We start from the raw sequence: 20,423 nt of genomic DNA on the forward strand, positions 1-20,423 counted from the left end.
TGCATTGCATAAAGGTTACGCTGAAGGTGCACGGAAAAATAGTGCACCTCAATACCCAGAAAACAAGGGGAAGACTATGGCTGAAGAGACTTCTTTGAACGAAAGACTGGCAACAAAAGAGATCATCTGGAACCTTGAAGACCTCTACTCAGCAGACGATACGACTGAGCTCGAGCGGGATATAGCTAAAGCCGGCCACGAAGCAGATAAAATACAAAAAGATTATTACGGTAAAGTAGCAACTCTTTCACCTGAAGATATCTTCCGGCTCGTTACCCGCCTTGAACACCTCGATTCAACTCTGGGTAAACTTGCGACCTACAGCTTTTTATTATTTACCACTCAAGTCGATAACGCTGAGGCCGGTGCGCTTAATCAGCGGATTCGAGAACTTGTGAGTCGCTGCGGCAAAGAAACAGTTTTCTTTGAACTTGAATGGAACCGCATAAGTGACGAGCAGGCAGGAGCACTGCTTAAAAGTCCGATCCTTGCGTCCTATCACCACCACCTTGCTTCAATGCGTCGCTACCTACCCCACCAGCTCTCTGAATCAGAAGAAAAACTCCTGCTTGAGACCCAGCCGGTTGGGCGCAAAAGCTGGACAACACTTTTTGAGAAAATTTTCGGCAACCTCAAATTCGGCCCGGATAAACGAAGCGAAGAAGAAGTACTTACCGATCTCTATAATGCTGATCGGGAAATACGTCAAAAAGCAGCAGCTGAGATGACTGAAGGCCTTGAAAGCCAGAGTCACATCCTGACCCATGTCTTTAATACCCTTGCTGCCGATAAAATGATCTCGGACAGAATTCGGAATTATGACAGCTGGGTGGGATCAATGAACCTCGATAATCAGCTGAAAGATTCAACTGTAGAAACGCTGATCAGTGCTGTTACAGGCAGGTATGATCTAGTTAGTCGCTATTACACCGTAAAAAAGGAACTCCTCGGCCTCGACCAGTTGAAAGATTATGACAGGTATGCACCACTACCATCTCTTCCTTCTGCACAAATTGACTGGAATACCTGCAAAAAAACAGTTTTAGAATCTTTTATGGACTTCTCACCTGAAGTTGCCGATATTGCCAAAGATTTTTTTACAAAACGGTGGATTCATGCTCCAGTCATACCAGGCAAACGCGGAGGAGCATTTGCTCATCCATGTGTTCCTGAAATTCACCCGTATGTACTGGTTAATTACACGGGTAATCTACGGGATGTTTCCACTGTTGCCCATGAACTTGGTCACGGCGTACACCAGGTACTGGCTGCAAGAAAAGGATATTATAACAGTGAAACTCCGCTGGTACTAGCTGAGACAGCTTCAGTGTTTGCAGAACTATTAGTTTTCAACAGTCAGCTTGCTCTTATTGAAGATCCACTGGAGAAGCGTGCCTTTATATGCCAGAAACTGGAATCGATTTTTGCTACAGTCTTCCGCCAGACTGCAATGAACCGTTTTGAGCAGGCAATGCATAACGGTCGACGTGACATCGGTGAACTCAGTACTGAAAAGCTCAGTGAATACTGGCTTAGCACACAACGTGAAATGTTTGCAGGATCAGTTGACCTTACAGATAATTACGGTGTCTGGTGGTCCTATATTCCACATTTCCTGCACACCCCGGGATACGTATACTCCTATGCATTCGGTGAATTGCTGGTTCTAGCGCTCTACAGGGTTTACCAGACTGAAGGAGATAAATTTATTCAGAAATACATCACCCTGCTCTCAGCAGGAGGATCTGAGTCGCCCTATGAGTTGCTTGAACCTTTCGGTCTTGATCTTGACTCACCTGACTTCTGGCAACAGGGGCTTGATGTGATCGATGAAATGGTAAGCCTCATCGAATAGACAAAAAAATTGCGGCAGGGCTACTCAATCGCCCCTGCCGCAATCCATACAGAAATTCATACTGCGAAAAGATATAAAATATTCAATTATTACGAATTTCGGCGCCAGTGCGGATGCGTAATCCCCAGCTTGTTGATCTTATAATTAAGTGATCGCGGACTGATTCCCAATTTTGCAGCAGCATTTTTCTGCACCCAGAGGCATTCCTCCAAAACCTGCATAATCAGATTTTTCTCCTGATCCGCTAACGATTGGCCATCATCGATATCCGTGGCCTCTGGTGTAACCTCATCCAAATGCGAAGGTTTAGCCACAGACTTCCTGACAGGCGGCAAGGAAAGGCTTGCTGCATGTATGATTACATCATCTTCCAGTATGACAGCCCGTTCAATGGTATTTGATAGTTGGCGAATATTACCCGGCCAGCTGTACGCTTGAATCAGACCTATGACTTCATCGGAAAATCCGTGAATATCTCGACGCATTGACTGACAACACTTTTTAAGCAGCAGATGCGCCAAAGGCAGCAGACAATCTCTTCGCTCATGAAGCGACGGTAATCGCACCGGCAACACATTAATACGGTAATATAAATCTTCTCTAAAATGACCTAACTCCACCTGCTGGACAAGATCTTTATTGGTTGCAGCAATAATCCGCACATCTGAATGAATGGTTTTATTCCCTCCCACCCTCTCAAATGCTTTTTCTTCAAGAACTCGTAATAGCTTAGTTTGCAAACCAAGACTCATTTCGCCAATCTCATCTAAAAATATTGTTCCGCCGGAAGCTTGCTCAAACCTACCGATCCGTAATTTATCCGCCCCTGTAAAGGCGCCCTTTTCGTGGCCGAAAAGCTCGGATTCCAGAAGATCTGCTGGAATGTTGGCACAGTTTATCTTCACAAACGGTTTTTGTCTGCGAGGTGAATTAAAATGTACTGTTCCAGATAGAAAACTTTTCCCGGTTCCGGTATCTCCGGTTATTAGAATAGTTGAATCCGTACCAGCAAATCGCTGCAAGCTGCCAAGAATGTTTCTCATCACCTCACTTTCAGCTATAACATCTTTAAAATCATAGACAACATCCTGACGGTGACGATGGTATGCAATTTCATTCCTATGATCGCGCAGTTCAATTGCCTTATCAACTGCAATGTAAATGCGTTCTCTGGAAAGAGGGTGAACAAGAAAATCACTGGCCCCGCTGTTGATGGCTTTGACAATAGTCTCGGCTTTTTCAGATTTACTCGTTATAATAATCGGCAAATACGGATTTTTCCCATGAATCACCTTGAGGAGTTCCAAACTTTTCTTCCCGGATGCATCTATATCTAAAAAGATCAGATCATATTGGTGAGCATCTACCTCTGCCGACACATCCTCTTCGCGTGGTATAGACGTTACTCTGTACCTGTGAGTAAGGGCAGCCTCCATAATGGCTTGTGTTTTCTCAAAGGAATCAAATAGAAGTATTTTGTGCATAGGAATTTCAATTTGGTAAAAGTTATTTCAAAATTGTAATCAACATAATTTTCTTATACGGGAAGCAGGATAAAAAAGCAAATTGCACTCGTATCCTACAAGCCCCAATAATGTAATACCATGCGACATACTCAGAGCCCCGAGGCGGCTATTGCCTCAGATAAAGCACATCCCAAAGACGATGAAAAGTGGATGAAGATGGCACTTAAGGCCGCTCAGGCCGCAGCAGATCAGGGAGAAGTTCCCGTCGGTGCTATAATTATTCATGACAACAATCTGATCGCAGCCGCAGGCAATCGGCCAATCGGCTTAAACGATCCTACCGCCCATGCAGAAATCCGGGCAATACGGATAGCCTCTCAATATTACGATAACTACAGGTTACCGGGTTCAACACTTTACGTAACGCTTGAACCGTGTATTATGTGCATAGGAGCAATCATTCATGCACGGATTGACAGACTCGTTTTTGGTGCCACAGACCCTAAGACTGGCGCAGTTGAATCATTGTATCAGATAGGCACTGATAATAGACTCAACCATTTGCCGGATATTACCAGCGGTGTACTCGAAGAAGAGTGTGCGGCCCTGTTAAAGAATTTTTTTTCTAAAAAAAGAAAACAACGGTAAATTGACCTTCTACCAATTCGAGCTTAATTAATTTAACATAGAAGCTAATTTTTCGTTGCCAAAAGATTCACGACAGGATACATAGTGTGTCACATTTTCATCGGGGGCAACCGATACGGAGAGGTGACCGAGTGGCTTAAGGTGCACGCCTGGAACGCGTGTGTACGCAAGTACCGTGAGTTCGAATCTCACCCTCTCCGCCAATATATATATGATTTCGGTTTGATAGCCGGGTCTGCGCAATGAAGAATCACGAACTCCGCCAGGTCCGGGAGGAAGCAACGGTAGTGACACTCTTCATGTGCCGCAGGTAGCCCGGCTATCATTTTTTTTTGCCTACAGATTGAAACCTTCCCCTATTCTCGGTGCTCATGTCTTATCTTGTCCTAGCGAGAAAATCCCGCCCTCAGACTTTCGACCAGGTCGTTGGTCAGCGTTCTGTCGTCAAAACTTTGCAAAATAGCCTCAAACGCGATCGAGTGGCTCATGCCATACTCTTTTCCGGTGTTCGCGGTGTTGGAAAAACAACACTTGCACGCTTGATGGCCAAAGCAATCAACTGTGAGATTGAAGACGACAATCGCCCCTGCAACACCTGTAATTCCTGTAAAGAAATCACTGCCGGAAGCGCTCTCGACCTGATTGAAATCGATGGTGCATCCAACCGCGGTATTCAGGAAATTCGTGAACTGAAAGAAAAAATCAAGTTCATGCCAACCTCGTGTAAATACAAAATAATTATAATTGACGAGGTTCACATGCTCACCACAGAGGCCTTCAATGCACTATTGAAGACTCTCGAAGAGCCGCCTGAACATGTTCATTTTATGTTTGCGACAACTGAGCTGCATAAAATACCCATAACGATACTCTCCCGCTGCCAGCAATATGAATTAAAGCGGATCCCTGCTGCCGAGTTAACTCACCACTTCAACTCTCTCGCCACTGCCGAAAACATCCAAATTGATCCTCCCGCACTTTCGCTGATTGTACGAGAAGCCGAAGGCTCTGTACGAGATGGGCTCAGCCTGTTGGATCAGGTTTTCTCTTTTGGTGAAACGCATATCACCACCCAGGATGTAACCGAAGTGCTTGGGCTTGTTGATCGCGACATACTGCTGAAACTGACCCAAGCATTACTTGGTGGAGACAGGGCAACATCGCTGCAATCCCTTGAAAATATTTTTGATTATGGCATGGACATTAAACGATTCTGCTCAGACCTTCTTGAGTGTTTTCGGACCCTGCTCCTGACAAAAATTGATGGATGCGCAGAGCTTATTGACTTGCCTGCAGATGAGTTTACCAGATTCACAGAACTTGGAAGACAATTCTCTGCTGAATCAATTCATCAGAAACTCATTCTGCTGATGCGCCTGGTTGAAGATGTTCGTTATTCCAGTCAACCTCGACTTTGCCTTGAGACAGGTTTCTTAAAAATCATCGAAGCAGGAAATGTAGTACCTGTAACGGAACTTCTCGGAAAAGTTGATCAGTTATTAAAGCATATTGACCAACCTGCAAATCAAACTGACACAGCAAGTGCTGCACCACAAAAACAGACTACAGCTCCAGCTCAGACGCCGCCAGTCAATCCATCACAAACTCTTAATGGTGCAACGCGAACAGTCAAAAAAAAAACAGCACCTCTCCCATCAACCCCTGAGCCATCAATAAACGAGCCTCCACCGATTGAAGAGCCCACAGGACCCGAGTCGGTATTTGCTGCAAAAAAAATGCAGACAAGTACGCCTCCGCTAAAACCAGCAGTACCGCCTCCTGCAACAATTGCTGGCGATTCAGTTGGAGTTTCGCCAACAGTAAATAAAAATGTCGAAATCCGTGCACACGAAAAAGATATCCGTAAATACTGGCAGGATTTTATTGCCTACGTGAAAGACCGGAGTGTCTGGATGGCTCAGGATCTTAACAGATCCAAAGTGAAACAGGTCGGCGACGAACTGCACCTTCACTACAACGACGCCACGGAGTGCTCACTTATTAAGCAACGTGAAAACAAGAACCAACTTACAGAGTTTGTCCTTGATTTTTTTCAAAAAGACCTCACCGTACACTTCATACTGCCTGAAATTGATGACAAGCCGGACGAGGATGGTGGCGAATCCCCCCATCAGAAGCGACAACAGTTAGCCAACGACCCGCTTACCATCATGACTGCAGAGATTTTTCATGGGCAGGTCGGTGATATTCGAATCGGCCCGAGAAGCAGATAAGTAGATAGAGACAACATTCACTACCAAATTTTATATCATTAGGACAGTACCCATGGACATGAGCAAAATCATGGAACAGGCGCAGCAGATGCAGCAGAAGATGAAACAAATCCAGGATGACCTGGCCAAAAAAACTATCGTTGGTTCAGCCGGCGGCGGAATGGTTCAGGTAACCGTAAACGGACAGGGCGACGTACTGGGGATTGAGATAGAGAAGCAACTCATCTCAGCTGACGAAACCCAGATGCTGCAGGATCTTATTGTCGCCGCGACTAATGACGGCCTGACCAAAGCAAAAGAGTTAAGTAAGCAGGAACTCGGCAGCCTCACCGGCGGACTCGACCTTCCCGGACTCACCAACTTCATGAGATAGGTACAGGTTACCCTATGCACGTTGTACCTCCTGCTCTTGACAGACTTATTGCTGATCTTGGGAAACTACCCGGGATCGGCAAAAAAACCGCGACCAGATTATCACTCAACATCCTGAGACGCCCTGCCGGTTATGCGCAGGAACTATCAGATGCACTTAAAGCACTACATTCATCAATACAGCTTTGCTCCTGCTGCTTTGCTTTTTCAGAAAGTGATCCATGCGCAATATGTGCAGATCCCAAAAGAGACGGACAAGTTGTTTGTGTTGTTGAAGAACCCGGCGATCTGCTTGCAATTGAAAAGACCGCCAGCTTTCGCGGCCATTATCATATCCTTCACGGGGTTTTATCCCCTATTGACGGTATTGGGCCGGACGAGCTGAAAATTCAGGAATTGATCGCCAGGATTCAGAGTGGTACAGTAAAAGAAATTCTAATCGCAACAAGCTCCACCGTACCAGGTGAAGCGACCGCATCGTACCTGATAGATATTCTGCATAAGGCTCCCGTTACCTTAACACGGCTTGCCTGCGGCATTCCTATGGGGATGGATATCAAATATGCGGACAAACACACACTGGCACGAGCTATTGAGAGCCGGTCACCAGCTAAATAAAAACGCTTGAAAAACAACACCAGACATCATTTTTTCTTGACATCAAAATTGAATATTGGTAATTCAAGCGGGTTCTTTGCATCCCGCAAAACACATGCAAAGAAGCAGCCCCAAAAAATGCGTATGCAGGCGCGTAGCTCAGTGGGAGAGCGCCACCTTGACGTGGTGGATGTCGGCGGTTCAATCCCGCCCGCGCCTACCAAATATAAGGCTAAAGCAGAACGACTTTCGCAAGATTGTCGTTTAGCTTTAGCCTTTATTTTTATATGGGAAGAGATACCATGTCAGACATAGCTGTTTCGCTTAAAGACGGCGAATCCATTTCAATTCCTGCTAACTCCACAGTTCAGGATGCACTTTCTCAACTCCTGTCAAATAAGCAGCGTAAGAAAACTATCGCAGCTATTGCAGGAGGAATTACCGTTGATTTCTGCACAGTTCTGACTGAAGATACTGTCCTCACTCCAGTCCTGATTGGCACTGACGAGGGACTTGAAATACTCCGCCACTCCACAGCTCACATTATGGCACATGCTGTACGTGATCTGTATGGTGAAGATGTTAAAGTAGCAATCGGCCCTTCTATTGATAACGGTTTCTACTACGACTTTCTTCGTTCCGAACCTTTCAGTCCTGATGATTTCGAAAAAATCGAAGCACGCATGGCAGAAATTGCCAATCAGAACCTGCCGTTTGAGCGTACCGACATCAGCAGTAGCGATGCTATCAAAAAATTCGAGGCCGAAGGCGAAAAATATAAAGTAGAGCTCATTCAGGACCTGGAAACTGAGACTGTTTCGCTCTATGGTGTTGGTGGCTTTGTTGATCTCTGCCGCGGGCCTCATGTTGCAAATACTTCTGTTATCAAAGCGTTTAAATTACTTCGAGTTGCAGGCGCATACTGGCGTGGCGATGAGAAAAGAGACGTTCTTCAACGTATCTACGGTACTGCATTCTTTGATGCAAAAGCGCTCAAGAAGCACCTGAACGCACTTGAAGAAGCTAAAAAGCGCGATCATAGAAGACTCGGTAAAGAACTTAACCTCTTTACAACAGACGATCAGATTGGACCCGGCCTTATCCTTTGGCAACCTAAAGGTGCCCAGCTGAGACGACTTATTGAAGATTATTGGAAGGATGAGCATTACTGTCACAGCTACGAACTGCTCTACACTCCACACATTGCCCGTCAGGACCTGTGGAAGACTTCAGGCCATCTTGATTTCTATGGTGAGAATATGTACTCCCCCATGGATATTGATGACGTGAGTTATCAGCTCAAACCGATGAACTGCCCATTCCATATCGGTGTATATAAGTCAGACAAGCGCAGCTACCGCGAATTCCCGCTCCGTTGGTGTGAGCTTGGCACTGTTTACAGGTACGAACGTGCAGGTGCTCTGCATGGATTACTCAGAGTCCGTGGTTTTACCCAGGATGATGCACATATTTTTTGCCGGCCGGACCAGCTTGAAGACGAAATATTTAACATTCTTGAATTGAATCTTCATATATTGAAGAATTTCGGTTTTGCAGATTACGATATTTACCTCTCAACCCGCCCAGAGAAGTATGTCGGTAGTGATGAGAACTGGGACGCAGCGACGGCAGCCCTGAAACTTGCCCTTGAGAAAAAAGGTCTCGATTATGAGGTTGATCCAGGTGAAGGCGTTTTCTACGGCCCGAAGATCGATATAAAAATAAAAGATCAGCTTGGTCGTTCATGGCAGTGTTCTACCATTCAGGTAGATTTCAACCTGCCTGAGCGTTTTGAAATGACCTATGTCGGTTCTGATAACACTGAACATCAGCCGATTATGATTCACCGTGCGCTGATGGGCTCACTTGAAAGATTCATCGGTGTTCTTATCGAGCATTACGCTGGTGCCTTTCCACTCTGGTTTGCTCCAGTCCAGGCACGTATCCTAAATATCACTGACGACCAGGCAGAATATTGCGAAGGTGTTTATAGCGAATTAAGAAAAGCTGGTATCAGAATCGAAAAAGATTTGCGCAATGAAAAATTGAACTATAAAATTAGAGAAGCGCAACTTGCGAAAATTCCGTACATGTTGATTGTCGGTGACAATGAGAAAGAAAGTGGTACAGTAACTGTTCGCTTACGCGACGGTAAAAATCTCCCACCGATGTCAATCGCAGAGTTTGCTCAGAAGGTTGTCGAAGAGGTCAAAGAAGGCCGAGGAATCTAATTTTTTAAAGAAATATGAATTTAATCGTGTACCGATTTGTAAAAATACGCTATTATCAGTCGCTTTTACAATTTGGTTTCACAATTACATCTTTTAAGCTCGTAGAAACGAGGAGGTACAGTTATTAACAGAAGAGGAAGGCACGCACCGGCTCAACGCGAAGCAAAGGCGGTAATCAATGATGCAATCCGTCACCCCGAAGTCCGACTTATTGGAAGCGACGGTACCCAACATGGTGTAGTTACCACCAAAGATGCCAAAGAGATGGCCTATAACGAAGGTCTTGACTTGGTAGAGGTATCAGCGAATGCCGATCCGCCTGTGTGCCGGATCATGAACTATGACAAGTTCCGCTACGAGCAAAAGAAAAAACAACAGGAAGCTAAGAAAAAACAGACTACTGTTGAGACCAAAGAGATTAAGTTCCGTCCTAAAACAGAGGAACATGATTTGAATTTTAAGATAAAGAATATCATAAAATTCCTTGGTCAGAATAATAAAGTAAAAATTACCATGCGTTTCAGAGGCCGCGAGATTGTCTACTCGCAATCTATCGGTATCGAAGCCATGAATAAAATTGCAGACGCCCTCAAAGATGATGCAATCATTCTGCAGCCTCCCAAAATGGAAGGTCGGCAGTTGGTCATGTTTGTAGGACCGAAGTAAGTTTTTTTTTGTTTGAGTTTCATCCTTCCCCGTCGAAACTCATTTTTTATAACGACAACGCTAGAGAACGGTTTACGTGTTCGCCTTCCCTCCGAATACGCGGCCTTTCCAATGGCAATGTATATTGGAGCGCAAAGGAGTTTTACCATGCCAAAAATGAAAACAAATAGAGGTGCTGCAAAGCGCTTCAAGCTGACAGGTTCTGGAAAGATCAAGCGTAATAAAGCGTTCTCAAGCCACATTCTCACCAAGAAGAGCACCAAGCGTAAGCGTGGTCTCAGATTGAGTGATGTGGTTTCTGCAGCTGATCACAAGGGAATCAAAAGAATTCTCCCATACATGTAATTATCGATGGATATTAGGCCTGACAGGTAATTCTGCAGCGCTAAAATCCATTCGTACGACCCGCTTTTCATAATGCGGGAATAAAAGGAGTTGAACAATGCCACGCGTCACACGAGGTTTTAAGGCACGTAGAAGAAGAAATCGAGTTTTAAAACTCGCTAAAGGTTTTAGAGGCGCTCGTTCGCGTCTTTACCGTTCCGCTACCGAAGCGGTTGATCGCGCACTTGTTTACGCATACCGCGACAGACGTACCAAGAAAAGAGATTTTCGTCGTCTGTGGATCACCCGTATCAATGCCGGTGCACGTATGAACGAAATGAGCTACAGCCAACTTATGGGTGGACTCAAAAAAGCCGGCGTTGAGCTGGACAGAAAGGTTCTCGCAAACATGGCAATTCTTGATGCCACTGCATTCTCTAAGGTTGTGCAGATAGCCAAAGAAGCAAACGCGTAACTCTTTCCCCACATACGCTTTTTTCTTTATGCATGCCGGCAATGGTTTTAAACCATTGACCGGCATGCTGTTTCCTTGAGCATTAAACTTTCTCGTTTACTATGGAACAGGAACTACACAGCCTGGCTGCTGAAGCCAAAGCACATCTCGAAGCGTTAACTGAAGCAGGCCAACTTGAAGATTTTCGTATCAAGTTTCTTGGCCGAAAAGGTGACTTCAGTACTATCATGCGTCAGCTTGGTACTGCATCAAAAGAAGATCGCCCCCGCCTTGGTCAACTTGCCAACACGGTTAAAACTGAAATTGAAGAACTGTTTGAGAAGAAGAAATCTTCACTACAATCCTCTGCTACTACAAGCGACGATTTCACAAAGCCTGACTTGACTCTCCCCGGCCGCCGTCCACAGACTGGAAGGTTACACCCTGTCACCAGGGTCCTGACTGAAGCCTGTGCCATTTTTGAAAATCTTGGATTTTCTGTGGCTGAAGGACCAGACGTCGAACAAGACTACTACAACTTCGAAGCACTCAATATCCCTGCCCATCATCCGGCTAGAGATATGCACGACACATTCTATGTGAGTGATTCCATCCTGCTTCGCACCCATACATCTCCAATGCAGGCACGTATCATGGAGGCACAGGATCCGCCTCTTCGTGTTATTGCTCCGGGAAAAGTATATCGATGCGATTCAGATATCACGCATACGCCGATGTTTCATCAGGTCGAAGGTTTCTTTGTTGATAAGAATGTCTCCTTTGCAGACTTGAAAGGTATTCTGACTGTCTTTACAGAGAAGATGTTTGGAAAAAAACTTGCGCTTAGATTCCGTCCGAGCTTTTTCCCATTTACAGAGCCCAGTGCAGAGGTTGATATCGCCTGTGTTATCTGTGAGGGTAAAGGCTGTCGTGTTTGTAAAAAAACAGGTTGGCTTGAGATTCTCGGATCCGGCATGATCGACCCAGAAGTTTTCAAAATGGTTGGCTATGATCCGGAAGTCTACAGCGGATTTGCTTTCGGCCTTGGCATTGAACGTATTGCCATGCTGAAATACGGCATCGACGACATCAGGCTATTTTACGAGAACGATCTTCGTTTTCTTTCCCAGTTCTAATCGCTTCCTATAAATCGACTATATTGCCATGAAGTTCACGCGTGACTGGTTGCAAAAATATGTAGATACAGACGGGCTGTCCAATGCACAACTCGCCGAACACCTCACAATGCTCGGCCTTGAGGTCGATGCTGTAGAGGAACTGTATGAGGATCTTGCTGCCCTTAAAACAGGCCATATCCTCAGTGCCGAGAAACATCCTGATGCTGATAAGCTTCAGGTGTGCAAGGTTCAGATTGGTGAGGAAACTCATCAGATTGTCTGTGGTGCCCCTAATGCCCGAACAGGGCTTAATGTTGTTGTCGCCCTTCCCGGCACCACCCTTCCCGGAAATTTTAAAATAAAAAAATCTAAGGTCCGTGGTGTTGAATCACTCGGGATGATCTGCTCTGAGCGCGAACTCGGACTTAGCGATGATCATCAGGGAATCATGGAACTTCCAGAAGGTACGGCACACGGCCAATCCTTTATCGAAGCTGTCGGTCTCGCCGATACTATGATTGAGGTTGACCTGACCCCGAATCGTCCTGACTGCGCCTCTGTAATCGGCACAGCCCGTGAGGTTGCTGGTGTTGTAAGAAAGCCTCTGCAGATTCCTGTCCTCAATGCTGAAATCACCAATGCCAGCAGGAAATTTGCTGTCGAGGTGGAATCTCCTGAGCTCTGCCCGAGATACGCCGCAAGAATGATTACTGGCGTAAAGATTGGCCCTTCACCATGGTGGTTAAGAAAACGATTGATGGCTGTTGGAATGCGCCCGATCAATAACGTTGTTGATATTACCAACTTCGTAATGCTTGAGTATGGTCAGCCACTCCACGCCTTTGACTTCGATACTCTTGCCGGTTCAAAGATTGTTGTACGTAACCCACGCACTGATGAAACAACATTCACTACACTTGATAACGTCGAACGTAAAATCGACAAAGACACACTGCTTATCTGTGATGCAGAAAAGCCTGTGGCACTCGCCGGTGTGATGGGTGGAATGAATTCAGAAGTTACTGCCTCAACGGTAAATGTACTACTTGAGAGCGCATGTTTTAACGCGGTATCGATTCGTCGTACAGCAAGAAACGTCAATCTGTCAACCGATGCATCATATCGCTTCGAACGCGGAGTTGATCCAGGCGGCACGATTAATGCGCTTAATCGTGCGGTAGACCTGATGTGCGAAATTGCAGGTGGGCAGGCAGAAGATGCCGGAGAAGATCGTTTTGAAGGACGTAAGCCTCTCAACTCCCAAACCCTGAAAATCACACGAACTGCAAACCTCCTCGGTATTGAACTCGACTACGATAAGATCGCCGATTTACTTGAGTCCATCGGGTTTAGGTGTAAGCCTAAAGATGATGATACTATATGGGTACTTTGCCCAACCTTCCGTATTGATATAGAACGCGAAGCTGACCTTGTTGAAGAAGTCGCACGGTTATACGGATATAATAATATCCCGACGACCCTGCCTTCTGCAAACCTCAGCTACCCTGAACAGGATACACGTCGTTTCAAACGCGCCGATGCTACACAAATGATGCTGTCCATCGGTTTCAGTGAGGCTATAAACTATAGCTTCACCGCTGAAAAGCATGCTGAAATGATGAAACTTGCAGCTGACGATGTACGTCGTCAGTTTGTCAAATTGCTCAATCCACTCACTGAAGATCAGGCTGTCATGCGAACCATGCTTCTGCCGGGTCTGCTCGAAAACGTTAAGCGTAATATCAGCTTTCAGAAGACAGCTGTTAAACTTTTCGAGATTGGTAAAGTGTTTCAGCCACTCGAAAAGAATGCACAGCCCAAAGAGACCAGTAATATCGCAGGCGTGATGACCGGGAACAAATATGGTGAAAGTTCTCAGCTGCACTTTAAAGCCGATAATGTCGATATTTTTGATGCTAAGGGTGCTGTTGAATACATCCTTGAAGAGCTTCGTATTACCGACAATAGTCAGATAAACGTAGAATTTGTCCATCCAGCTCAAGAAGGTGTGGAAAATTTTTGCGACTCCGACTATGCTCTTCTGGTTTTTGCCGGTGGAACTCTACTTGGAACCATTGGCAAAATTCTTCCGGATGTCCTGCGCAGCTTCGGTATCAAACACGATGTTTACTACTTCGAGCTTAACTTTGATGCAATCTGTGAATTACAGGCGGCACCTCGGGATTTTAGTTCACTGCCAGTCTATCCGTCCGTCAAGCGTGATATAGCTCTTGTCGTTCCGGTTACTGTATCAGCAGGAGAACTGTTGGCAAAGGTGCATGAGACCCGGGAGAAATTGATCGAATCGGCAGAAATATTTGATGTATTTCAAGGCGGCAAGATCGAAAAAGGATATAAGAGTGTGGCTGTTTCCATAACATACCGGTCCGCGACCAAGACACTCACTGAGAAAAATGTGGAAAAAGCCCACGTAAAAGTTGTAAAGTTGCTTACCGATACTTTCGGTGGCAGTTTCCGTGATGCATGAGGATATATGAACAGTAGTAATCTTACACGAAAAGACCTGGCAGAAGCCATTTCAACCCAACTTGGCTACCCGCAGAGCAGCTGTGCAGACATCGTCGACAGCTTTCTGGATACTATGAAGCAGGCATTGCTTGATGGCGAAACCATCAAACTGGTACACTTCGGCACCTTTACCGTTCGCGATAAAGCACCACGTCGTGGCCGAAACCCACGTACCGGTGAGACCATCACCATTAAAAAACGCCAGACAGTAAGCTTTAGGCCGAGTAAAAAATTGAGAGAGCAGATTAACGTTTAATACCCTGCTCTTCACCAATTGACAGGAGTCTCGCTGGTATTATGAATGTTAACATTCCAGACAAGCTCTACTTCAAAATTGGTGAGGTCGGCAAACTTGCAGAAGTGCCTACCCACGTTCTTCGCTACTGGGAAACTGAATTCAAAGGAATTCAACCCAAAAGAGCCAGCTCTAATCAACGGCTTTACCGTCGCGAAGACGTGGAACTTATCCTTAAGATAAAGGTTCTTCTGCATGAGCAAGGCTTCACGATCGCAGGTGCAAGAAAACTGATTGAAAGCGGCCAGGACATCCCTGAGCCAATTAAAACCAGTGATCAAAGCGCTGAATGCCTGACTGAAGCACTCGGCTCAATCAAGAGTGAACTGCAGGAGTTACGACAGTTCCTCAATAAAACAAAATAACTGTTACTGTTTTGTTCAGCTTCTGTTGACAGCAAAATAAAGTAATGGTACATAAGCAACACAGGTCGGGATGTAGCGCAGCTTGGTAGCGCATCTGTCTGGGGGACAGGGGGTCGGAGGTTCAAATCCTCTCATCCCGACCAACAATTGCAAGGGGTTACGGATCACACCGTAACCCCTTTTTTTGTGTTTTATGAACTATATGTAAACTTTCAGCCTAAATATTTCCCATCCAACTGATGTCGCAATAAGCATCATCTAGATGCACCTCATAAATTCACACCTGCTCATTAGTTTTTCTACGATAAAATAGAAATAATAAGGAAGCATCTCGGATTGGTCAAAACATAGACAATAGTCAAAAGCAGACTTAACCCCTTTTTTATTAACTGTTTAATAATTTGAGTTACATTTCAGGACGAGTTGTAGGAAAGTAATAAAGTTTTATACCAAGTATTAAAGTATCATACTGAACGAAATTCAATGTATCGAATTTCGTTCAGTATGAAGTTGTCCCCTCATTGTGTTGTCTCCTCTAAATCCACTTTTTTTGTAGTACCTCCTCCACCAGAAAAACGAACGTTTTCCTTGTTAACTAAAAAACGATACATTACTGTTGTTAGGGTAGCAAGATAACCCAATAAGAAAATCAATGGCAGGTTGTTGCCCTAGTTTTAAGTTTTTTGGTGCTAAGGATAGATATGCTGATTGGATATATCAGAGTTTCGAAAAATGATGGAAGCCAAGTCCTCGATTTGCAAAATGATGCTCTTGTTTCTGCAGGTGTTGATAAAGGTAGAATCTATGAAGATCTAGCTTCTGGTCGAAAAGATGATAGACCTGGGTTGAGAAAGTGTCTTAAAGCATTGCAGCCTGGAAATACACTCTTAGTATGGAAACTTGATCGTTTAGGTCGAAGCACAAAACATTTGATAGATATAGTTGAAGACCTGAATAATAGATCAGTTGGCTTAAAGGTTCTTGCTGGTGCTGGAGCAGAGATTGATACAACGACAGCGAATGGTCGTCTTATTTATGGTATTTTTGCAGCACTTGCAGAGTTCGAAGCAGAATTGATAAGAGAACGAACCAAGACTGGACTTGCAGCAGCCAGAGCTAGAGGTCGTTTGGGGGGCAGGCCAAGGAAAATGACGACTGATACCCTGAAAATGGCGATGTCTGCAATGGCTGATCCTAACTCCAATGCCTCTAAAGTGGCTAAGAGTCTAGGAATCACAACAACCACATTGTATGATTATGTAAATGGTGATGGTTCTGTGAAGGAAAAGGGTCAAATTCTGTTGTCCACAAAAATCGAGAGTTTATAGCAGCCAATTGAGCTCTAGGCGTTCATCATTAGTAAAGAAGACTGGTATAAAATCTCAAAGAAATCAATAGATTGACTTTTGAACAAAATACATACAATAAATTTAGGTTTTTAAATGAACGAAAACTCATGCTTGACATCTGTAACATTTGAAAATTATAGGGCTTTCAAAAGTAAATCAACTATAAGAATTAATAAGTTGACTTTGTTGTTTGGATACAACAATGCTGGGAAAAGTGCGTTGATTCGAATGCTACCATTTCTGGCCGATAGTTTTAAAAATAAGAAAACAAGTGAATATACAAAAAGTTATATGGATTACACTAGTTCTTCTTTAAGAGGAGCACTGTTTGAAGATATAAGGCATAAAAGTGCCAGGAAAATTCGTTTTGGATTGAAATGGAGTGATGACCTAGGGATAAGTTTTTCAATTCAGCAAAATGGGATGGAACCCGAGTACTTATCAGAGTTGATTTTATCGAAGGGAGCAATAGTCAATAAGTATGAAATGTCATTGGATTCAAAAGATAGTTTTGAAAATATACAAGATGATAGTGATGTGATTATTTTAAAATCATTTAATGAAATAAGTGATGGTGAACTGAAAACTAACATTATAAATTACTCTGAATCTATTCACTGGGTTTCATCCACGCGAGTGCATCCTCCACGTGAGTTTGAAATAGGAATTGGAGTGAAAATCGGTGTCAATCCTGATGGTAGTAGAGTTGGAGAAACAATTTGGCATTTAGCTGAAAATAAGAGTGCGTCTTTTGATGATATCAACAATTGGTTGTCTAAAACTTGTAATCGACATTTCGAATTTAAGTCATCTTCAAGCAGTGTAACTTCTGCAGGTCGAAGGAAGGTTAAGTTAGAGACAGTAGCAAATGAAGAGTTTGAGATGAATTCAGCACCAGTTAATATTCCTATATTGGACTCAGGTGAAGGGATAGCTCAAGCATTACCTGTTGTAACAATTTGTGCTATGGCAGCAAATGGGGAATTAGGGAAGTGTCCAATTGTTGTCATTGAACAGCCTGAACTTCATTTGCATCCGAAAGCAATTGTAGTACTCGCAAATTATATAGTTGAGTGTACAGAAAAAAATGTAAATGCACGAATTCTCGTTGAAACTCATTCTGAGAGCTTTTTATTGGCTCTACAGACTGCAATTATAGATAGAAAGCTTAAGCTTAACGATTTTTCATGTTATTGGGTAGGCAGAGAAAATAATGAAAGTCATATACAAAAAGTCGAATTTGATAGCGAGGGGTATATCATCGGAAATTGGCCTCAAAGTGTATTTAGAGAAACGGTGAACCAATCAAAAGAATTGTTGAATAAGCGAAAAAAAATGGTGCTGTAATGGTCATCTATTTGGAGAAAGAACTTTTTAAAGATTCAAATCGTGATGATTTATTATTGATATTGCATTTAGGAATCAAAAACCAAACATTTATCCAATTTGATGACGATGACGAAGATGTTAAAAATTGGCAGGAAAACAATAATCCTGAAGGTTGGGATGAAGTTTTCAGGTGTTGGATTAGTGATGCTACTAAATTTCAACAAATGAACAAAGCTATAGTTAGGGAAGAACTGTTAGAAAGTGATTGGTTGAGTGGTGAATTTCCCATTATTACACTCACAGATGCTTATTATCTCATTATTAAAAGTTTCGAACTATGGCTTGAGAATGAACGCAATGATGGTTCATTTATTCGCTGTGTCATTGACGACGATGTTAGAGATCGGTTTGATCAGCTAAGGAGTCGCGGACGGCTTAAGCTAAATGGCTTGGGCGGTATAGGTGAAATGAAAGCAGTTTTAAGATTAGAGCCCAAAGAATTTGGTTTTCGGAATAAAATATTCGTGATTTGTGATAGTGATGCAGCAAATCCCTCTATACGAGATGAAAATGCTGAGGAAATTGTCGCGATTTGTAATGACAATAAAATTTGGCATCATTGTCTTGAGCGAAGGGCAATTGAGAATTATGTGCCAATTAATTATTTAGCAGATAAAATGAATCCATTACAACGAACTAATAGTGATTTGGGTAAAAAATATGATGCTTTTTTAAGCTTGAATATTAACCAGAAAAACCATTTTCATATGAAAAATGGTTTTAAAAATCTCGGCTGTTTAAATTCGGGGTTATATGATTCTTTAGCTGATGATGTTAAGACTTTGTTAGAAGGTGGTTTCGGTGATAAATTGTCCGAAGTCTTTTCTGATGAAGACCCTGAAATTATTCATAACCATATTCATGGTGATGGTGATCCGGAGCTAAATAGTATATTCACTAAAATTAATCACTTTATGAGGGTTCCGGTATGAGTTTAAATTTCACTATGGAACCAAGGGTTTCATTTCTAACTGAATTGTTAAAAGAAATAGATAACTGTTCATTGCAAATACCACGTTTTCAAAGAGAATATGTTTGGGTATGGGATCAACAGAGAGACCTGTTGTGTAGTATTTACGAAGGATTACCTATAGGATCAATATTGGTTTGGAGTACAAAATTAGCAAATGTTAAGTCACACAATCAGATTGGACCTTTCAAACTAAAAGAAATAGACCAAGAAACTTACAGCAAAATGTTTATAATGGATGGCTTGCAAAGGATGACAACACTTTATGCCACATTATTTCACCCTGTCGGGGACGATTATGATAGCTTGGAAGGTACTGACGATTACTTTATTTATTGTGATTTAGATGCTGATGATATTCAGAGTTTATTTGTAAGAAAGATTGATATAAAAAATTTTGGTATTAACGACTCAGGAAACTTCATGCCGTTGAGATATGTTTTTGATACAAAGGCATTTTTAAAATTTCAACGGCAATTACCAGAGGATAGAGAGGACTGGATTGATAAAGCTGATGAGATAGTGGCAGTTTTTAAAAATTATAAAATACCCGTGATTCCACTCGAATCAAACGAAATAAGTCTGGTTACCAAGAGCTTCGAGAGAATAAATACGCGTGGAACTGTCATGTCTGAAACTCATATGTTGAACGCATTGAGTTATTCCGATCGATTTGATTTGCTAAAAATAATTAGCGAATATCAAGAATCATATTTAGGTGAAGTTGAGGGCTGGGGAGAGGTTGATAAAGATTTTATTTTGTCTTTGATTAAAATGGAATTAGGGTTTGATATTTATTTTAAAAATACTGATGTAGTTGCTGAAAATCTTAATCAAAAAATAGTCCAAAAAGTGTTTTGTGCCATAAAGGATTTTATTGCATTTTCTAATGAAATCTTAAATTTAAATAACGCTAAACTCTTCCCATACAAGCTACAAATGTATGGTTTAGGTTACTCATTTCTCCAAAGTGAACCTCTCCCAAATGATGTCCTCAAGGCATGGTATATAATTACAACATATACAGGGGCTTTTGGTGCAACAGCACGAAATTCATCATATTCTCTTGAGGACTTGAAACGTTATATTCAAAACAAAGAGTTTAAATGGACTTTAAACATTCAACCACAAGTTAATGTGTGGCGTGAAAATGTTGGATTTCGCAGTGCGCGAATGAAGGCTTGGGGGTTTGCCCTAGCTAATAAACAAGATTCAACTCTTCAAAATAGGAATTCTGCTCTAAATCTTATTACCAGTTACAGAGGCAAATATTTTCGTAAACCATTAGAATTGAAAACAGTTAGTAGTAAGAGACCTGGGCATCATTTCTTAATTCCACCAGAAAAAGTCAAAAGTTTTTCAATTATTTCTTTATCAGAAATTGAGCGTGAAGCTCATTTTATAAATGATTTGTTAATTGACTATCTTTTAAGTGATGACTTTGATTCATTTGCGAATGAAAGGGAGGATCTAATATTTAATTGGGAATTACAAAATATAGTTAAGCCCGCGGCACATTTGTTAGGATTGAAAAATATTACTTATAATGGATAGTGGTCTC

At 42.9% G+C, this 20,423-nt stretch carries 18 protein-coding genes, 3 tRNA genes and 1 other RNA gene; 21 read left to right on the plus strand and 1 reads right to left on the minus strand.

The features are described from left to right. Positions 1 to 76 precede the first annotated feature (76 nt). The gene (locus FCL46_RS14790; RefSeq protein ID WP_136806842.1) at positions 77 to 1,855 is read left to right on the plus strand and encodes a M3 family oligoendopeptidase; all 1,779 of its coding nucleotides are present in this window, start codon (positions 77 to 79) and stop codon (positions 1,853 to 1,855) included. A gap of 89 nt (positions 1,856 to 1,944) precedes the next feature. On the opposite strand, the gene FCL46_RS14795 is transcribed toward FCL46_RS14790, so the two are convergent. After that, positions 1,945 to 3,339, minus strand: a complete 1,395-nt coding sequence (locus tag FCL46_RS14795) for a sigma-54-dependent transcriptional regulator (RefSeq protein WP_136806841.1) — start codon at positions 3,337 to 3,339, stop codon at positions 1,945 to 1,947. Positions 3,340 to 3,459: 120 nt separating this feature from the next. Between FCL46_RS14795 and tadA the strand changes: the two genes are divergently transcribed. From tadA to FCL46_RS14895, 20 genes are all read left to right on the plus strand, one after another. Next, positions 3,460 to 3,969 (plus strand): tRNA adenosine(34) deaminase TadA, encoded by a 510-nt coding sequence (gene tadA / locus FCL46_RS14800; RefSeq protein ID WP_136806840.1) that lies wholly within the window; start codon positions 3,460 to 3,462, stop codon positions 3,967 to 3,969. 117 nt (positions 3,970 to 4,086) lie between these two features. Further along, positions 4,087 to 4,172 (plus strand) — tRNA-Ser (locus FCL46_RS14805). 24 nt (positions 4,173 to 4,196) lie between these two features. Next, positions 4,197 to 4,293, plus strand: an RNA gene (gene ffs / locus FCL46_RS14810) — signal recognition particle sRNA small type. A gap of 47 nt (positions 4,294 to 4,340) precedes the next feature. Further along, positions 4,341 to 6,203, plus strand: coding sequence for a DNA polymerase III subunit gamma/tau (gene dnaX, locus FCL46_RS14815; protein ID WP_136806839.1), 1,863 nt, complete (start codon positions 4,341 to 4,343; stop codon positions 6,201 to 6,203). A gap of 52 nt (positions 6,204 to 6,255) precedes the next feature. Continuing rightward, a complete protein-coding gene (locus FCL46_RS14820) occupies positions 6,256 to 6,576 on the plus strand; it encodes a YbaB/EbfC family nucleoid-associated protein (protein ID WP_136806838.1) in 321 nt (106 codons plus the stop codon). Positions 6,577 to 6,590: 14 nt separating this feature from the next. Then, a complete protein-coding gene (recR, locus tag FCL46_RS14825; RefSeq protein ID WP_136806837.1) occupies positions 6,591 to 7,193 on the plus strand; it encodes a recombination mediator RecR in 603 nt (200 codons plus the stop codon). A gap of 127 nt (positions 7,194 to 7,320) precedes the next feature. Continuing rightward, positions 7,321 to 7,395: transfer RNA gene (locus tag FCL46_RS14830), tRNA-Val, on the plus strand. Positions 7,396 to 7,474: 79 nt separating this feature from the next. After that, positions 7,475 to 9,403: a threonine--tRNA ligase gene (gene thrS, locus FCL46_RS14835; RefSeq protein ID WP_136806836.1), complete on the plus strand. Its 1,929-nt coding sequence runs from the start codon at positions 7,475 to 7,477 to the stop codon at positions 9,401 to 9,403. Between the two features lie 210 nt (positions 9,404 to 9,613). Continuing rightward, positions 9,614 to 10,069: a translation initiation factor IF-3 gene (infC, locus tag FCL46_RS14840; protein WP_267313788.1), complete on the plus strand. Its 456-nt coding sequence runs from the start codon at positions 9,614 to 9,616 to the stop codon at positions 10,067 to 10,069. 147 nt (positions 10,070 to 10,216) lie between these two features. Next, positions 10,217 to 10,414, plus strand: a complete 198-nt coding sequence (gene rpmI / locus FCL46_RS14845; RefSeq protein WP_136806834.1) for a 50S ribosomal protein L35 — start codon at positions 10,217 to 10,219, stop codon at positions 10,412 to 10,414. Between the two features lie 97 nt (positions 10,415 to 10,511). Continuing rightward, positions 10,512 to 10,868 carry a 50S ribosomal protein L20 gene (gene rplT / locus FCL46_RS14850; RefSeq protein ID WP_136806833.1) on the plus strand — a complete coding sequence of 119 codons (357 nt, stop codon included), beginning with the start codon at positions 10,512 to 10,514 and terminating at the stop codon, positions 10,866 to 10,868. Positions 10,869 to 10,969: 101 nt separating this feature from the next. Continuing rightward, positions 10,970 to 11,983, plus strand: coding sequence for a phenylalanine--tRNA ligase subunit alpha (gene pheS / locus FCL46_RS14855; protein WP_136806832.1), 1,014 nt, complete (start codon positions 10,970 to 10,972; stop codon positions 11,981 to 11,983). A gap of 28 nt (positions 11,984 to 12,011) precedes the next feature. After that, positions 12,012 to 14,453, plus strand: coding sequence for a phenylalanine--tRNA ligase subunit beta (gene pheT, locus FCL46_RS14860; RefSeq protein ID WP_136806831.1), 2,442 nt, complete (start codon positions 12,012 to 12,014; stop codon positions 14,451 to 14,453). 6 nt (positions 14,454 to 14,459) lie between these two features. Then, complete coding sequence (locus FCL46_RS14865) at positions 14,460 to 14,750, plus strand: integration host factor subunit alpha (RefSeq protein ID WP_136806830.1); 291 nt, start codon at positions 14,460 to 14,462, stop codon at positions 14,748 to 14,750. Between the two features lie 41 nt (positions 14,751 to 14,791). Beyond that, a complete protein-coding gene (locus FCL46_RS14870) occupies positions 14,792 to 15,154 on the plus strand; it encodes a MerR family transcriptional regulator (RefSeq protein ID WP_136806829.1) in 363 nt (120 codons plus the stop codon). A gap of 66 nt (positions 15,155 to 15,220) precedes the next feature. Continuing rightward, positions 15,221 to 15,297: transfer RNA gene (locus FCL46_RS14875), tRNA-Pro, on the plus strand. Positions 15,298 to 15,855: 558 nt separating this feature from the next. Beyond that, positions 15,856 to 16,482, plus strand: coding sequence for a recombinase family protein (locus FCL46_RS14880; RefSeq protein ID WP_136806828.1), 627 nt, complete (start codon positions 15,856 to 15,858; stop codon positions 16,480 to 16,482). Between the two features lie 114 nt (positions 16,483 to 16,596). Then, on the plus strand, positions 16,597 to 17,850 hold the full coding sequence (locus FCL46_RS14885; RefSeq protein ID WP_136806827.1) for an AAA family ATPase: 1,254 nt from the start codon (positions 16,597 to 16,599) through the stop codon (positions 17,848 to 17,850). Further along, positions 17,850 to 18,824, plus strand: a complete 975-nt coding sequence (locus FCL46_RS14890) for a hypothetical protein (protein WP_136806826.1) — start codon at positions 17,850 to 17,852, stop codon at positions 18,822 to 18,824. Before FCL46_RS14885 ends, FCL46_RS14890 begins: the two co-directional genes overlap by 1 nt. Then, entirely contained in the window at positions 18,821 to 20,416 is a 1,596-nt protein-coding gene (locus tag FCL46_RS14895; RefSeq protein WP_136806825.1) for a DUF262 domain-containing protein, read from the plus strand. The genes FCL46_RS14890 and FCL46_RS14895 overlap by 4 nt, the downstream gene beginning before the upstream one ends. The last annotated feature ends 7 nt before the right edge of the window (positions 20,417 to 20,423 follow it).

Origin of the sequence: Desulfosediminicola flagellatus (genome assembly GCF_005116655.2) — a bacterium.
GTDB classification, from domain to species: Bacteria; Desulfobacterota; Desulfobulbia; order Desulfobulbales; family Desulfocapsaceae; genus Desulfopila; species Desulfopila flagellata.

Bases quoted from the DNA above. Each gene is read 5' to 3' on its own strand.
- FCL46_RS14790 (WP_136806842.1), top strand. From the start codon at position 77: ATGGCTGAAGAGACTTCTTTGAACGAAAGACTGGCAACAAAAGAGATC.
- FCL46_RS14795 (WP_136806841.1), bottom strand. From the start codon at position 3,339: ATGCACAAAATACTTCTATTTGATTCCTTTGAGAAAACACAAGCCATT.
- tadA (WP_136806840.1), top strand. From the start codon at position 3,460: ATGCGACATACTCAGAGCCCCGAGGCGGCTATTGCCTCAGATAAAGCA.
- dnaX (WP_136806839.1), top strand. From the start codon at position 4,341: ATGTCTTATCTTGTCCTAGCGAGAAAATCCCGCCCTCAGACTTTCGAC.
- FCL46_RS14820 (WP_136806838.1), top strand. From the start codon at position 6,256: ATGGACATGAGCAAAATCATGGAACAGGCGCAGCAGATGCAGCAGAAG.
- recR (WP_136806837.1), top strand. From the start codon at position 6,591: ATGCACGTTGTACCTCCTGCTCTTGACAGACTTATTGCTGATCTTGGG.
- thrS (WP_136806836.1), top strand. From the start codon at position 7,475: ATGTCAGACATAGCTGTTTCGCTTAAAGACGGCGAATCCATTTCAATT.
- rpmI (WP_136806834.1), top strand. From the start codon at position 10,217: ATGCCAAAAATGAAAACAAATAGAGGTGCTGCAAAGCGCTTCAAGCTG.
- rplT (WP_136806833.1), top strand. From the start codon at position 10,512: ATGCCACGCGTCACACGAGGTTTTAAGGCACGTAGAAGAAGAAATCGA.
- pheS (WP_136806832.1), top strand. From the start codon at position 10,970: ATGGAACAGGAACTACACAGCCTGGCTGCTGAAGCCAAAGCACATCTC.
- pheT (WP_136806831.1), top strand. From the start codon at position 12,012: ATGAAGTTCACGCGTGACTGGTTGCAAAAATATGTAGATACAGACGGG.
- FCL46_RS14865 (WP_136806830.1), top strand. From the start codon at position 14,460: ATGAACAGTAGTAATCTTACACGAAAAGACCTGGCAGAAGCCATTTCA.
- FCL46_RS14870 (WP_136806829.1), top strand. From the start codon at position 14,792: ATGAATGTTAACATTCCAGACAAGCTCTACTTCAAAATTGGTGAGGTC.
- FCL46_RS14880 (WP_136806828.1), top strand. From the start codon at position 15,856: ATGCTGATTGGATATATCAGAGTTTCGAAAAATGATGGAAGCCAAGTC.
- FCL46_RS14885 (WP_136806827.1), top strand. From the start codon at position 16,597: ATGAACGAAAACTCATGCTTGACATCTGTAACATTTGAAAATTATAGG.
- FCL46_RS14890 (WP_136806826.1), top strand. From the start codon at position 17,850: ATGGTCATCTATTTGGAGAAAGAACTTTTTAAAGATTCAAATCGTGAT.
- FCL46_RS14895 (WP_136806825.1), top strand. From the start codon at position 18,821: ATGAGTTTAAATTTCACTATGGAACCAAGGGTTTCATTTCTAACTGAA.